This is a genomic window from Mesorhizobium sp. A623, from assembly GCF_054489405.1.
Genome location: NZ_JBTMXB010000044.1, coordinates 14444 through 29448, shown reverse-complemented (window position 1 = coordinate 29448; position 15005 = coordinate 14444). Strand labels below are relative to the sequence as shown.

The following is a 15005-nucleotide window of genomic DNA, read 5'->3' as shown; positions in this document are numbered from 1 at the left end:
CGAGTTCGAACGCGTGGCATGAGAATTGTCACCGGCAGGGCGCTCTCCGATCAAATTCTGATCCCTGCAACACGGCCGATCAGAACACACTTGCCCCGCCAGACGCGCGTGCCAGCGCGTCGAATTGAGATCGCCGTCTCTTTCATCGAGACATCAAGGCCGACAAAATCATCCATGGCTTTTTCTCCGATAGGTGTCAGGGCTCGTGAAAAACTTGAGCCCGTATTTCCATCTTATCAGGGGAGCGGCCATGTCATCGGGATTGCGTCATAGGCCTTGCTCCCGCAATTACTCCATGTCGCATAATTGGCAGATTGGAATACGCGTCCACCCCTAATGCGGGTTCGTCGCTGCAAGACCGGCTTGGCCGTTTTGTCTGTGAGCACCATAGCGCTCGACCATGGTGGCGCTGGCGGCGTTCAAACCGACGACTTCAACCTCATGGCCGCGTCGCCGTGCCTTCGACACCACCCGATCCAGTGCGCCCACCGCAGAGATGTCCCAGAAATGCGCCGCGCTGACATCGATGACAATTTTCTCTACCGGCTCCAACACATCCATGGACTCGGCGAAGGTGCCGGCCGATGCAAAGAACACCTGCCCCTCGACGGCATAGGTTCGCACGCTGCCGTCGGCAGAAAGCGTGGATGAGACGCGGCTCAGCTTCGACACCTTCCCGGCGAAGAACACGCCGGAGAGCAGCACGCCGATCAACACGCCGATGGAAAGATCGCCGGTCGCCACCACCGCGATCACGGTTGCAAGCATGACAATGGAAGACGGCCATGGGTTCGTGCGCAGGCGTCCGAGCGAAGCCCACGAGAACGTGTTGATCGAAACCATGATCATCACCGCCGTCAGCGCCGCCACCGGCACGACAGCCAGTAAATCCTGCAACAGCACCAGCAGCGCGAGCAGAAATGCGCCGGCGACGAGTGTGGAGAGCCGCCCGCGCCCGCCGGAGGAGACATTGATGACCGATTGCCCGATCATTGCACAGCCGCCCATGCCGCCGAAGAAAGCGGAGGTAATATTTGCGATGCCTTGCCCGGCGCATTCACGGCTTTTGTTGCTGGTCGTGTCCGTCAGGTCATCGACGATCTGCGCTGTGAGTAAGGATTCCAGCAGGCCAACGGCGGCCAGCGTCAGCGAAACCGGCAGCAGGATGCGGAGCGTCTCGAAGGTGAGCGGAACCTCGGGGACGCCGAAGCTGGGCAGCGCTGTTGGAAGCTGGCCGAGATCGGCTACAGCGCGCACATCGAGTTTGAAGACAAGGCTGACAACGGTCAGGACTACGATCGCCACCAGCGGCGACGGAACCGCCTTCGTCACGCGCGGGAAGATGTAGATGATCGCGAGACCGAGCGCGATCAGCCCGTATGTCGCCATCGGCACATGTATGAGCTGGGGCAATTGAGCCAGGAAAATCAGGATAGCCAGCGAATTGACGAAGCCGGTCATGACGGATTGCGAGACGAAGCGCATCACGCGCCCGAGTTTCAGCAGGCCGGCGACAATCTGGATGATGCCCATCAGGATGGTGGCGGCGAAGAGATACTGCACGCCATGCTCGCGCACGAGTGGCCCCATGAGGACGGCCGTGGCGGCGGTTGCGGCCGAGATCATCGCCGGTCGACCACCGACGAAGGCGATGACGCTCGCAATGACGACTGAGGCATAGAGCCCGACCTTGGGGTCGACGCCGGCGATGACCGAGAACCCGATTGCCTCGGGGATCAATGCCAAAGCGACGACAATGCCGGAGAGCGAATCCGCGCGGACATTGGAAAACCAGTCACGTTGGACTGTGGAAGCTAAAATCATGGAAGGGGAATCCCGCAAGGAACACACAACCCGTCGCCCATTTGCGCGGCTGACGATCGGTCGTTTCAGTTGCGTGGTCCGGCGGATCGGCGGCCGGAAGAGCCACCCGGGATTTCACCGGGTCCAGTCGAATGTTCGCCGTTATAGTGGACTATTTTTGCAACGCAACATGGAAGGACAGGGAAGTTGTTAGATGGAAAGCGTCTGGCGCAGGCGCCCGCCGTAGTCGCTCTCGGCGAAAAACATATGAAAAGATCGACGACGGCTCACCGACCAGCCTTCGCCATTATGTCCAGCCACGCAATCGCCTCGGCTACACCGACCAGCCCGTAAGACGCCGCCGTCGGTCCCTGTTGTCTGATCCGGATCGAGATGCCGCCGAGCTCGTTGATCGCTTCGAAGCCGTTTTCATCCGACGTGTCGTCTCCTAGAAATACCGGCCACCTGCCGGCGAACGCGTCCTTTTTCATGAATCGGCGGATCGCCGCTCCCTTGGCGGCTTCGAGCGGCATCAGTTCCACGCCGGCATTGCCGGCCAGCACGCGGTAGCCCGGCGGCAGGTGGTCCAGCGCCTGCTCGACCAGATCGGTCGCGCGCGCCAGAAGGTGTGGCGCGGCGCGGGTATGCAGGGCCAGGATCGGCCCCTTGCGCTCGATATAGACGCCTGCGCCGATAAACTCGGCCTCGATCTCTTGCGCGAGGGCGGCGATGTCGGCCGGTTCGCTCGCGGTTTCGACGGGTCCGCCCATAACCAGCCGATGCTCCAGCCCGTAGAGACCGGCGGCACGCAGCTTGAGCGGCGCAAACAGATGATCGACGGCCGCGATGGAACGCCCGGTGATGAAGGCCAACGCGCCATCCAGCCGCTGCTCCAGCGTCTCCAGCAGTACGCGAAGCTCGTCGCTCACCGAAACGGCGTCCGGATGGGCGGCATGCTCCAGGAGGGTACCGTCGATATCGAGGAAGAGAGCGAATTTTTCCTCACTCAAGTCCAGCACCGGTGGCTTTTGCATCACCGTCATAGGGCCGCCACCCGCCGCCGCTCGAACATGGAAACAACATTGCTGCCCGGGCTGCCGGGAGCGGACGTGTCGCCGCCGGTGACGCGGTCGAGCTCGCCGCGCTTGCGCAGGCGCGCCGCGTCGAGCAGCATGGAGCCGGCCCAGCGGTAGACATTGTTGTGGCGCACGATCTCGCGCATGCGCCGCATGCGCTGCAGTTGTTCCTCCGGGGCCATGGTCAGGGACTGCTGCAGCGCTTCGCCCATCATCGCCGCATCATAGGGATTGACGATCAGCGCCTCCAACAACTCCTTCGAGGCACCCGCGAAAGTCGAGAGCAGCAGCACGCCCTGCTCGTCGTCGCGGGCGGCGACGAATTCCTTGGCGACGAGATTCATGCCGTCATGCAAGCTGGTGACCATGCAGATGTCGGCGGCGCGGTAAACCTCGTAGACTTCCCGCTGCGAATGGTGTTCGGCGACCATCAGGACCGGCGTATAATTTTCGCCGCCATAGCGCTGGTTTAGTTCCAGGGCGCGAGCTTCGCATTCTTCATGCAGCAGCTTGTAGGCGGGCAGGGTACCCCGGCTGGGGGCGGCGATCTGCAGGAACACCAGCCTGCCGATCCATTCCGGGTGTTGCGTGAACAATTCGTCCAGCGCCTGGAAGCGGTCAAGGATGCCTTTCGTATAATCGAGGCGCTCGACGCCGACGCACAGCTTTACGTCGTCTGCCAACCCGTATTTTTGACGGACGCGCGCACGGCACTCGGCCACCGAAGGCAACTGGGCCAGAAGATCGGGCGGCCATTCGATGGAGATCGGATAGGCATGGACCAGACTGGTTTCGCCGCCGTAGGAAATCGCGGCATCCTCGCGCTCGATGCGGCTTTCGAGGAAGCGGTCGACGCTTTCGATGAAGTTGTTGCAGTGAAACTGCGTATGAAAGCCGATGATCGAGCTGCCGAGCAGGCCGTCGAGGATCTTTTCGCGCCATGGGCAGATGCTGAACACTTCTGAATTCGGCCACGGAATATGCCAGAAGGTGATGACGATGGCTTCCGGCAGCCGCTCGCGGATCATGCGCGGCAGCAGCGCGAAGTGATAATCCTGGACCAGCACGATCGGCCGTTCGTTGCGCGCTTCCGCCACCACCGTATCGGCGAATTTTCGATTGACCGCCTCGTAGGTTTCCCAGTCGGTGGCGCGGAAAATCGGTCGGGTGAAGGCGATGTGGCAGAGCGGCCAAAGCCCCTCATTGGCAAAGCCGAGATAATAGCCCTGATGTTCTTCCTCGGTCAGCCAGACGCGCCGCAGCGTATAGGAGGGCTTGTCCGGCGGCACCTGGATGCGGTCTTTTTCATCGACGGTCAAGCGATCCGCCGTGCCGCCGCCATAGGCGATCCAGGTGCCGGCGCAGGCGCGGGTGATCGGCTCGAGCGCCGAAACCAGACCGCTGGCCGGTACAAGAAGTTTGATGCCGTCCTCCGTCTGGTCGTGGATGTAGGGCTCGCGGTTGGAGACGACGATGACCTGCGCGCCGGGCAATTCTTCGGCCAGTATCTTGCGCAGCGTTTCGGGCGTCCAATCGATCATGGCGGCATCGGCGGTGGAATGGCCGTTCTTCTGGGATTCGCGCAGCACCTGCCGCTCGGCGCCGATATCGCCGCTGGAAAGGGCTGGGGCGATCCTATTGCGGCGCGCCTTTCTCATCAAGAACACAACCGCCAGCAGCGACAGCGCCAGGCTTGCACACACGACCACCCAGAGGAAATCCAAGCCATTGTTTGTCATTGGAATTCCAATGCCTCTTTCAAATAATTCCGGGCCGGGAGGCCGGTCCTGTTCCATTCGTTTGCGGGATGCGTCGCCGGTCACGGCCGGGCAGCGCCATCCAACCAACGCGCCATGTGGCGGATCGGTTCCGGCTTTCACGTCGTCACGATCAGCGGCGCGAGCCCCTCATGGCGGTCGGCGAGGAAGGCGACGACCCGGTCGCCGACACGCTGGAAGGACAGGTCCACAGCCGTATCGCCGACCTGGAGATGGCGCACGGTCAGGCTGTCGATGCCGATAGGCAGGCGTGGCCGGGTGACGTGTAGCTCGCCCTTCCATCCGTCGATCTCGAGGCCGAGACAGGCCTGCATCAGCATGAAGGTCGCGCCCGCCGACCATGCCTGCGGCAGGCAGGCGACCGGATAGGCGATCGGTGCCTCGCCGGGTGCGCGGGTGAAGCCGCAAAACAGTTCCGGCAGGCGCATGTTGAAATGCACGGCCGCCTCGAAGGTGCCGCTCATCAGCCGAGCCACGTGGTCGCGCACGCCGTAGCGCGCCAGTCCAGCCGTGCAAAGGGCGGTGTCGTGTGGCCAGATCGAGCCGTTATGATAGGACATCGGGTTGAAGAAGATGGCGTCGTCGGCCAGCGTGCGCAGGCCCCAGCCGGAATGAAACGAGGCCGAAAGCAACTGGTCCGCCACCTTCTGCGCCCGCTCGGGTGACGGCAAGCCCATATAGAGCAGATGGCCGGCGTTCGAGGTGCGTACCTTGCAGGGCTCGCCATTGCCGTCGAGCGCCAGAGCGTAAGTGCCGAGTTCGTCCACCCAGAACGCGCGTTCGACCGCCTCGCGCATTTCCTCGGCTCGCGCCTCCCAGTGATCGGCCACCGCCTCGTCGCCACGGCGTCGCGCGAGCTTGCCGAGGCCCTTGAAGGCGGCGAAGACATAGCCCTGCACCTCGACCAGCGCGATCGGGCCTTTCGGGATGCGGCCATCGGCATGGAAGATGGAGTCGAAACTGTCCTTCCAGCCCTGGTTGGCGAGGCCGGTATCGGCCGCGCGCTGATAGGTGAGGAAGCCGGTGCGGCTGCTCGCCTGTTCCGTCCATTCGGCGGCCGCACATAGCGACGGCCACAGATTGTCGATGAAATCCATGTCGCCGGTGCGGTTCGCATAGGCGCAGGCCAGATGGATATAGAGCGGCGTGGTGTCGACGCCGCCATAATAGCGGCCGAACGGAAGCTCGCTCAGGGCCGCCATCTCGCCCTTGCGGGTCTCATGCATGATCTTGCCGGGTTCAGCATCGCTGAACAGCGAGATTTCGGTCGCCTGATGCTGGGCCAGAAAGGCCAGCACGCCGCGCGCCAGGCCGGGGTTGAGCCACAGCATCTGCAAGGCGGAAATTACGCCGTCGCGGCCGAAGGCGGTCGAGAACCACGGGATGCCGGCATAGGGGTAAGGCCCCGTCGCAAGCTCGGTGGTGAGCAGCGCAACGTCGGCGCGCGCGCGCGCCACCCAGTCGTTGAAGACGCGGCCGGAACTGTGCACGGTCGCGCCATGACGGCGCTTGGCGCGCATGGAAAAGCGGGCGCGGGCGGCAGCGGCGCGGAAGCGCTCGCGGTCGGGCGTCTCGGCCAGTTCCGCGCCGACCTCGACATAGAATGTCTTGGCGCTGCGCTTGGTGACGGCGATGAAAAAATCGGCGCGGCCGGCCAGAAGTTGATCCGGAGCCTGCGAAAACGAGATCACCGAACTGCGCACGAGTTTGTCGAGACCCTCATAGCGAAGCACGACGGAATTCTCGTCCGTCTCGGCGGCGTGCGAGGTGCCGCGCTTCGGCCGGGTCGATCCGCGCACCTCGAACATGTCGCGGAAATCGGCGGCGAAATGCAGCGAAAGCAAGAAGGTGGAATGCTCCTGGCTGTAGTTCGAAAGCGTGATGCGCTCGAACAGCCGATCTTCCCAGATGAGGCGCATGCGCTCGATATGGATGCCGCCTTGCGGGATGTCGCGGCCGACAGCACTGCGGATCGGCAGATTGGTCAGATTGGCGGTGAACAGCACATTGTCCTGGCTGAGCGAAGCCCCGAGCAGCGAGGTGGAGCGCCCGCCGATGGTCAGCCGGAACTCCGAAAGCACGCGCGTGTCGTCGCGGAAGAAACCGTCGCCCAGCCCGCGAATATCGCCATAGGCATCGGCAACCGCAAAACAATCGCCATGCTTGAGCGCAAACAGCCGGTGCGGTTCACGCGGCGCGGTTTCATCGAGCGCCGCAAGCGCGATGGCCGGGTCGAGCTTGCGCTCATCGAGCGGGATTGTTGCGGCGCGGTCGGTCACGATGCCTTTGCCCCCGAATGTGCGCCCAGCAACCGGGCATAGGCGGCCACATAGTCGCGCGCCATTCGTTGGGCGGAAAATCGCTTTTCGAACACGGCCCGCACGTTGCGCCTGTCGAGGCGCAACAATTCCGGCACGCGGGCGACTGCATCCTCTATCGTTTCGGCGACGAAGCCGGTAACGCCCTGATCGATGATTTCGGGCATGGCGCCGCAATTCCAGGCGATGACCGGCGTGCCGCAAGCCATCGCTTCGATCACCGCAAGCCCGAACGGCTCCGGCCAGTCGATCGGAAACAGCAGGCCCGCCGCGCGGCCCAGAAATTCGGCCTTCTGGTGCTCCTCGATTTCGCCGACATAGGCGACACGGTCGCCATCGAGCAACGGCTCGACGTGTTCATGGAAATAGGCACGGTCGTCGTCGCCGATCTTGGCCGCGAGTTTGATTTTCAACCCCGCACGCCTGGCGATCTCGATGGCGCGGTCGGGGCGCTTGTCGCGCGAAAATCGGCCGAGAAAGACAAGATAGGGGTCTTGCGAGTCCTGCTCGAAATTCGGCGGATAAAGGTCGACCGGCAGGCCGTGATGGATCGTCGCCAGCCAGTTGGCGTCGGGCAGGCCGCGCTGCTGGCTGCGGGAGATGGAAATCATCGGAAATCGGGGAAACCGAGCATAGGCCGGAGCCAGATCGACGTAATCCAGCCTTCCATGCGGGGTTGTCACCGTGCGCGCCGCCATTTTCTCGAAAAACGGAAAATGCAGGAAATGGCTGAGATGAAAATGGATGATGTCGAAATCGTCGGCCCGGCTTCGCACCTCGTCCAGCATGGACAAGTGTGCCGCGACTTCCGACTTCAGCGGACGCGGATCGAGCCGCAATGCCTGCTCGCGGCAGGCCACCAGCTTCGCCGAGGTTTTGGTGTCGCCGCTGGCAAACAGTGTCACGTCATGACCTAGTTCGGCCAACCCCTCCGTCAAATAGGAGACGATGCGCTCGGTGCCGCCGTAAAGCAGCGGCGGAACCGCCTCGTAGAGCGGCGCGACATGGGCAATCCTCATCAACCGGCATTTCCTCGATCAGCGGTGGTGCTGTTTGGAAATGCCTCAGCCGGCGGATCGTTCCTGTTTCGGGCGGTCCGCATGCTTCGGCGGAGCGTCGTTCTCATCAGGATTGGGCAAAGGAGCCTCATCGGGAAGCCTGTCCGGATCGGGCTCGCGCACGGGCCGAGGCTCGTGAATCGGCGGAGGCGGCGGTGTCGGTTTAGGTGTTGGTTCGGGAACAGCGGCCATGGCATCGTCCTTCCCGACCAAAACCCCGCAACGGTTCGACGGTTCCCATTTTTCTCGTTTTGGATTGAGAACGCCGATGAGCGCCGTGCGATCTATCTTGGAACGATTTCTGGTGCGCGGCGGTTTCCTTTTTGCGGGCGAGGTCAACAAGATGACGATGCTTCCGGAGGCTGAATTCATGCAGACTGCAGATCGTAACGGGGCCATCGACCGCGACTGGTGGCGCGGTGCGGTGATCTACCAGATTTATCCGCGCAGCTATCAGGACAGCAATGGCGACGGAATCGGCGATCTGCAAGGCATTATCCGCCGTCTCGGCTACATCGCGAACCTTGGCGTCGATGCCATCTGGATATCGCCCTTCTTCAAATCGCCGATGAAGGATTTTGGCTACGACGTCACCGATTATTGCGATGTCGACCCGATATTCGGGACGCTTGCCGACTTCGACGTGCTGATTGCGGAAGCGCACCGTCTTGGTCTGAAAGTGATGATCGACGAAGTGCTGTCGCACACCGCCGATGCCCACCCCTGGTTCCGGGAAAGCCGTTCCAGCCGCGATAACGCCAAGGCTGATTGGTACGTGTGGGCCGACGCCAAGCCGGACGGCACGCCGCCCAACAACTGGCTGGCGATATTCGGCGGCTCCGCATGGCAATGGGATACACGGCGCCAGCAATATTACCTGCACAACTTCCTGGCCGAGCAGCCGGACCTGAACTTTCACACCCTTGCCGTACAGGACGCGCTGCTTGAAGTAACCCGGTTCTGGCTGGATCGCGGCGTCGACGGGTTTCGCCTGGACACGATCAATTTCTATTTTCATTCGCAGGGGCTGGAGGACAACCCGGCCCTGCCGCCCGAACAGCGCAATGACCAGACCGCGCCTTCGGTCAATCCGTACAACTATCAGGACCATCTCTACGACAAGAGCCGCCCGGAAAACCTCGCCTTTCTCGAACGCTTTCGTGCGCTGCTGGATGAATATCCGGCAGCAGCGGTGGTCGGCGAGGTCGGGGATTCCCAGCGCGGGCTGGAGGTGGTGGCTGCCTACACCGCCGGCGAAAAGCGCGTCCACATGTGCTACGCTTTCGATTTCCTGGCGCCCGAGAAAATCAGCGCGGCCAAGGTGCGCAGCGTGCTTGAAAGCTTTGGCCGCGTGGCCAGCGACGGCTGGGCGTGCTGGGCCTTCTCCAACCATGACGTGAAGCGTCACGCCTCGCGCTGGGCCGCCGGCGAGCAAGACATGACCGCCTATCTGAAGGTGATCTCGGCGCTGCTTTTGTCGCTGCGTGGCTCGGTCTGCCTCTATCAGGGCGAGGAACTGGGGCTTGGCGAAGCCGACCTTGCCTATGAGGATCTGCGCGATCCGTACGGCATCCGCTTCTGGCCCGAATTCAAGGGCCGCGACGGTTGTCGCACGCCGATGGTCTGGGATGAACGGGCCAAAAACGGCGGCTTTTCAAGTGCAAAGCCGTGGCTGCCGGTACCTGCCGATCATCTGACCAAGGCGATCGGCGCGCAGCAAGGCAAAGAAGCATCGTTGCTGGAGCATTACCGGCGTTTTCTCGCCTTCCGCCGCGCGCATCCGGCACTGGTCAAGGGCTATATCGAATTTCTTGAAGCGCCAGATGGCGTAGTCGCGTTCACCCGCCGCGAAGGCGATGAGCAGATGCTCTGCGCCTTCAACCTCAGTCATTCGGCCGTTACTCTAGACCTTGGCAGAAGCGACGTTTTACAGGCCCTGACGGGGCACGGCTTTGGCGGAATAGCGGAAGCTGGAACAATCCGCTTGAAAGGTTACGATGCCTGGTTCGGCCGCCCCTGGATAACAACGTGACAGCACCTGCACGCCACGTCTAGACTCAAGTCACGCCTGGATTTTCAATTCGAACTGACCACCGCTTCCGCTTCGATCTCGACCTCATAGTCGCCGATCAGATTTCCGGCCTGGATCATGGTATTGGCGGGCATGATGGCGCCGAAGAACCGGCCGTGCGCCCGCGAGACGGACTCCCATTTTTCAGCGTCTTTCAGGTAGATGCGGGTGCGCACCACGTCTTCGGGCTTGCCGCCGAGCGCCGCCACCGCAGCGAGGATCTTGTCAAGGATGTAGGTTGTCTGGGCGGCGGCATCGCCCGGAGAAACGCCTCGCGCGCCGCCATGCGTGGCCGTCGTCCCGGATACGCGGATGGTGTCGTTGACGCGGACGGCGCGGCTGTAGCCGGCTATCGGCTCCCACATACTGCCGGATGAAACGCGCAGTCGGCCCGGTGCCCCAGGGATCGGCTCGGCCTTGAACGCGGGCTCGATAGTCTCGAGATGGTGGCTGAGATCGCCGGATGCGGTGAGGAAAGGCGGCTTGCGGTACTCGTCGCCGCAATCGCCTTGTATCATCGGCATGGGCGCGCAGGCCTCGTCAATCGCCGCACGGTCGGCCGCGTCGAGATCGAAGCCGAAAACCTTCAAATTGTCGTCACGATGTTCGCTCTCGCCAAGGCGTGCGCCGATGATCGTGGCGGCGACAGCCGGATGCGCCAGTACCCACCGGCTGGCTACATTGGAAATCGAAACGCCGTGGCGCAGAGCGATCCGCGACAGCGTCTCGAGCAGGTGCTGAAAGGATGCCCATCCGCCCGCGGCATCAATGAAGCGCTTGTATTTGAGGCGGCTCCAGTCGGTGATGTCCGCCGGCTCCGGCCTGCCCAGCCAGCGTTCCGAAAGAAACCCGCCGCACAGCGTGCCATACGCGAGCAATCGGACATCGAACTCGGCGCAAAGTGCACTGAGATCGCTCGCCGCCCGCCTGTCGACCAGCGAGAACGAGACCTGATTGCTGATGACAGGAATTCCGTCTGTCAGAGCCACGCGCAAATGCGCGGCATCAAAATTAGTGACGCCGATCGCGCCGATCAGGCCTTCTTCGCGAAGCCGGTTCATTTCATGCAGCGCGTCCAGCCATGCGGGATGCTCAAAGGTCCACCAATGCAGTTGCAGCAGGTCGACTTTCGCCACGCCGAGACGGTCCAATCGCTCCTGCACTCCCCGCCTCACGATGTTGGCGGTCATTGCGCCGGGTTCCGGGCACCATTTGGTGAAGGCTCTCGGGCGGGCATTGCGGGACGGATACCGGGACAGCAGCTGGCCGGTGATCAACTCGGCGCTGCCATAGTGGTCGGCCATGTCGAAAGTGTCGAAGCCGGCGTCCGCATAGGCTTGCAGGAAATTCGCGCCGACATTCGGATCGATCGTCGAGCCGTTCTTCTCGATGTCGGCGACCTGCCAGAGCCCGCACACCAGCCGACTGATCTCAAGCTCCCCGCCAAGAAGAACCCGCTCAGGAACATTACCCATTGGAACCCTCCGCCGACGCCCGGGAGCGCCGTTTGACCCGTTCGATAGCACGCGACATGCTTGTCTCTTCCCCGAGAATGCCGCGCGGCCTGTAGAGGAGGATGGCGCACAGCGCAGCGCCGATCATCACGATCTGCAGCGCTGCTGCGCGCGCCTGTTCGCCCGGCGGGAAAACGGACGAGATGATACCCGCCGACGCCGCCCAGATCGCCCAGACGAGGACAGCGCCCAGGATCGCGCCGCGATTGTTGCCGGACCCGCCGACGATGAGCATCGCCCATACCTGGAAGGTCAGCATCGGCTGGTAGTTTTCCGGCGCGATGAACCCGATGAAATGTCCCTGGACCGCGCCGGCCAGGCCCATGATGGCGCCACCCAGCGCAAAGGCCTGCAAACGGAATGACATTGAATTCTTGCCGAGCGCCTGAGCGGCGGTTTCGTCCTCGCGGATCGATCGCAGCGCTCTGCCCCACGGGCTTCGGGCCAGGCGCTGCAACAGATAATAGAGACCCCCAACGAGCACGATCAGCACGCCAAGGTTCAACAGCCCGAAAACGACCCCATTGCTGGCGTAGCTGGCGAAGGGACGTGGGATGAAGCTTATGCCGAACGGTCCGCCGGTAATGCTCTGCAGGTTGAGTGCGGCGAGATGCACGACGATGCCGACGCCGAAGGTAGCGATAGCGAGATAATCGGCCCGCAACCGAATGGTCAGCAGCCCGACCAGGAACGAGACCAGCGCCGTCGCCCCGGCCGCCCCGGCCCAGCCGATCACAATCGGCATGCCGAAGCCGCCAAACCGGCTGGGATCGTCCGGCGTCGTCAGCAATGCCGAGACGTAGGCGCCCATCGCGACAAAGCCGGTAATGCCGACATTGAACAGCCCGGTCTGTCCCCATTGGACATTCAGTCCGAGGCATATAATGGCGTAGGTCAGGGCCATGGTGAGGAAGAAACTGCCATAGGCGATGAGTTCGATGCTCATGCTCTGCTCCCGAACAAGCCCTGCGGCCTTAAAGAAAGAACAAGCACGAGGATGACGAACGCGACGGCGGCACGCCATTCGGCGCCGATATACTGCACCGTCAACGCTTCCGAGACGCCGACGATCAGGCCGGCGATCATCGCCCCCGGCACGCTGCCGATACCTCCCAGGATCGCCGCCGCGAAGAGCGGCAGGAGCAGGTCCAGACCCATTTGCGGCCTGATCTGCACCAGCACTCCGGCGGTGACGCCGGCGATGGCAGCCAGCGCTGCGCCAAGTATCCAGACAAAACGAATGATGTCGCGGGTGTCGATCCCCGCGATGGCGGCGAGCTGAGGATTCTCACTGACTGCGCGCATGGAGCGGCCGATGGAAGTGCGCGTCAGCATGAGGTTGACCGCAACGGCCAGCACGGCGGTGACGGCAAGCGATAGAAGCTGATCCGGCGTGGCGCGCAATCCCGCTCCCATTCGCGTCGCGATCTGCAGATTGGTCGTGTAGTATTGCGGTGCCGAGGTGAAGAGAAACTCCAGCAGGCTGCGCAGGGTCAGCGCTGCGCCAAAGCTTGCCATCACCAGAATGATGACGGTGCTCCCCTTTCGCCGCAGGCGTCCAAACAAAAGCCAGTCGACCGCCAAAGCCAATGCTGCTGCGAGCACCACCGCTACGATGGTTGCAATAGGCAATGACCAGCCGAAGGAGAACGGACCAATCGGCGTTTGCAGGCCGGGCACCAGGGCTCCCAGCACGCCGGCGGCGATAAAGGCGAAGTAGGCGCCCCAGGCGAGCAGTTCGCCATGCCCGAAATTGGCGAAGCGCAGGATCGAATAGGTCAGGGTCACGCCGATGGCACCCAGGCCGATCATCGATCCGGAGATCAGCCCATCCATGATGGGTTGAAGATTCATTGTACGTCTCCGTGCCGAACGCCCAGATAGAGCTCGCCGATCACGGGGTCGTCGAGCAGGCTGGCGGCATCGCCCTCATGTCGCAATTTGCCTTCGACGAGTATGACGGCGCGATCGGCGATCGCGAGGGCTGCTTTTACGTTTTGCTCAACCAGCACGACCGTGACGCCAGTCTTGTTGATCTCCCGAAGCCGGGCGAACACTTCGCCGACAATTTTCGGGGCAAGCCCAGCCGATGGCTCGTCAAGCATCAGGACATTCGGCTTGACGATCAGCGCCCGAGCGACCGCCAGCATCTGCCGCTGTCCACCCGACAACGCGCCAGCGCGCCGTTCCGGGCGCTCGCCGAGATCGGGAAACATTGCGTAGAGTTCGCCAATGCGCCTGGCGCGATCGTTGGGCGGCAACAACTGTGCGGCGATCTGCAGATTTTCATGAATGGTCAGCGTCGCGAACACGTTTTCGGTCTGCGGCACGAAGGCCAGCCCGTGCCGAATCTTGCGATGCGGCGGGACGTCCGTGAGATCGATGCGGCCAAGCGAGACCGTTCCCGCATGGGTTGGCACGACGCCGGCAATCGCCTTGACCAGGGTGGACTTACCCGCGCCGTTTGGCCCCAGGATTACAACAAACTCGCCGGACGCAACGGTCAGGTCTATCCCATGAACGATCGGCTGGTCGCGTTCGTAGCCGGCGACCAGTCCTTGCGTAGCCAGCGCCGGCAGATCGTCCTCGCTCATCACGCCGCACCGCCCAGATAGGCATCGACAACAATCGGATTTCGCGAGACTTCGCTCGGTGCGCCCTCAGCGAGAAGCCGACCCGTCGCCATCACGACGACGCGGCTGCACAGGCGCGCGACCATGTCCATGTTGTGCTCGATCAGCAGGATGGACTTGCCCTGCCTGTTGAGATCGACCACGCGCGATATGATGATTTCCAGCAGGCTGGGGTTCACGCCTGCGGCCGGCTCGTCGAGCAGGATGACGCCTGGGTCGGACATGAGAATACGCGCCAGTTCCAGCAGCTTGCGCTGGCCGCCGGAAAGAACACTCGCCGGCTCGTCTTCAAGGTGGGACAGGGTGACGAAATCGATGAGGCACCGTGCCTTGTCGATCGCCGCGCGCTCTTCCGCCGCCACGCGGGCCGGCCTGAAAAAATTCATCCACATGCGCTCGCCGGATTGGTTCTGTGCGCCGGCCACGACGTTTTCCAATACGGTCATCGACGGGAATGGCCGCGGGATCTGGAATGTACGGCCCATGCCTGCACCGATGCGACGCTCGGCTCCTGCATTGGTCAGGTCAGTTCCATTGACCTCGATCCTGCCATGGTCAGCCTTGAGGCTGCCGGCAAGCAGGCTGAACATGGTGGTTTTTCCCGCGCCGTTTGGTCCGATCAGGCCGATCATCTCGCCGCGCTCGAGATTGATCGACATGTCGTCGACGGCTCGAACGCCGCCAAAGGCCTTCACCAGACCATGCGCTGCGATCACAGGCCCCACGCCAGGGCTGACACGATCCACCTGCAAGT

General features: G+C 62.6%; 13 protein-coding genes and 1 other annotated feature. Of the genes, 1 reads left to right on the top strand and 12 read right to left on the bottom strand.

What is annotated here, in order from left to right; translation table 11 throughout:
- Positions 1–50: 50 nt before the first annotated feature.
- The 7 genes from ACX3P1_RS24945 to ACX3P1_RS24915 form a co-directional block, all read right to left on the bottom strand.
- Positions 51–176, bottom strand: coding sequence for a hypothetical protein (locus ACX3P1_RS24945; protein WP_459082265.1), 126 nt, complete (start codon positions 174–176; stop codon positions 51–53).
- A 157-nt stretch (positions 177–333) separates the two neighbouring features.
- Positions 334–1824 (bottom strand): SulP family inorganic anion transporter, encoded by a 1491-nt coding sequence (locus ACX3P1_RS24940; RefSeq protein ID WP_459082264.1) that lies wholly within the window; start codon positions 1822–1824, stop codon positions 334–336.
- 72 nt (positions 1825–1896) lie between these two features.
- Positions 1897–1952 (bottom strand) — a sequence feature (sul1 is cis-regulatory element that is thought to sense ions involved in sulfur or methionine metabolism; They are found in Alphaproteobacteria).
- Positions 1953–2090: 138 nt separating this feature from the next.
- Complete coding sequence (gene otsB, locus ACX3P1_RS24935) at positions 2091–2846, bottom strand: trehalose-phosphatase (protein ID WP_459082263.1); 756 nt, start codon at positions 2844–2846, stop codon at positions 2091–2093.
- The gene (locus ACX3P1_RS24930; RefSeq protein ID WP_459082262.1) at positions 2843–4618 is read right to left on the bottom strand and encodes an alpha,alpha-trehalose-phosphate synthase (UDP-forming); all 1776 of its coding nucleotides are present in this window, start codon (positions 4616–4618) and stop codon (positions 2843–2845) included. The genes otsB and ACX3P1_RS24930 overlap by 4 nt, the downstream gene beginning before the upstream one ends.
- A 137-nt stretch (positions 4619–4755) precedes the next feature.
- Positions 4756–6936: an amylo-alpha-1,6-glucosidase gene (locus ACX3P1_RS24925; protein WP_459082261.1), complete on the bottom strand. Its 2181-nt coding sequence runs from the start codon at positions 6934–6936 to the stop codon at positions 4756–4758.
- The gene (locus ACX3P1_RS24920; RefSeq protein WP_459082260.1) at positions 6933–7994 is read right to left on the bottom strand and encodes a glycosyltransferase family 4 protein; all 1062 of its coding nucleotides are present in this window, start codon (positions 7992–7994) and stop codon (positions 6933–6935) included. The genes ACX3P1_RS24925 and ACX3P1_RS24920 overlap by 4 nt, the downstream gene beginning before the upstream one ends.
- A gap of 45 nt (positions 7995–8039) precedes the next feature.
- Positions 8040–8405 carry a hypothetical protein gene (locus ACX3P1_RS24915; protein WP_459082259.1) on the bottom strand — a complete coding sequence of 122 codons (366 nt, stop codon included), beginning with the start codon at positions 8403–8405 and terminating at the stop codon, positions 8040–8042.
- Between ACX3P1_RS24915 and bglA the strand changes: the two genes are divergently transcribed.
- A complete protein-coding gene (bglA, locus tag ACX3P1_RS24910) occupies positions 8404–10065 on the top strand; it encodes a beta-galactosidase BglA (RefSeq protein ID WP_459082258.1) in 1662 nt (553 codons plus the stop codon). The genes ACX3P1_RS24915 and bglA overlap by 2 nt on opposite strands.
- A 44-nt stretch (positions 10066–10109) precedes the next feature.
- Here the strand turns inward: bglA and ACX3P1_RS24905 are convergent, their stop codons facing one another.
- Genes ACX3P1_RS24905 through ACX3P1_RS24885 form a run of 5 tightly spaced genes read right to left on the bottom strand, consistent with a single transcriptional unit; the run spans position 10110 to position 15003 of the window.
- Positions 10110–11579 carry an aldo/keto reductase gene (locus ACX3P1_RS24905; protein WP_459082257.1) on the bottom strand — a complete coding sequence of 490 codons (1470 nt, stop codon included), beginning with the start codon at positions 11577–11579 and terminating at the stop codon, positions 10110–10112.
- On the bottom strand, positions 11572–12564 hold the full coding sequence (locus ACX3P1_RS24900) for a branched-chain amino acid ABC transporter permease (RefSeq protein WP_459082256.1): 993 nt from the start codon (positions 12562–12564) through the stop codon (positions 11572–11574). Before ACX3P1_RS24900 ends, ACX3P1_RS24905 begins: the two co-directional genes overlap by 8 nt.
- The gene (locus tag ACX3P1_RS24895; RefSeq protein ID WP_459082255.1) at positions 12561–13472 is read right to left on the bottom strand and encodes a branched-chain amino acid ABC transporter permease; all 912 of its coding nucleotides are present in this window, start codon (positions 13470–13472) and stop codon (positions 12561–12563) included. Before ACX3P1_RS24895 ends, ACX3P1_RS24900 begins: the two co-directional genes overlap by 4 nt.
- Positions 13469–14212 carry an ABC transporter ATP-binding protein gene (locus tag ACX3P1_RS24890; RefSeq protein ID WP_459082254.1) on the bottom strand — a complete coding sequence of 248 codons (744 nt, stop codon included), beginning with the start codon at positions 14210–14212 and terminating at the stop codon, positions 13469–13471. The genes ACX3P1_RS24895 and ACX3P1_RS24890 overlap by 4 nt, the downstream gene beginning before the upstream one ends.
- Entirely contained in the window at positions 14212–15003 is a 792-nt protein-coding gene (locus ACX3P1_RS24885; protein WP_459082253.1) for an ABC transporter ATP-binding protein, read from the bottom strand. The genes ACX3P1_RS24890 and ACX3P1_RS24885 overlap by 1 nt, the downstream gene beginning before the upstream one ends.
- Positions 15004–15005: the final 2 nt, after the last annotated feature.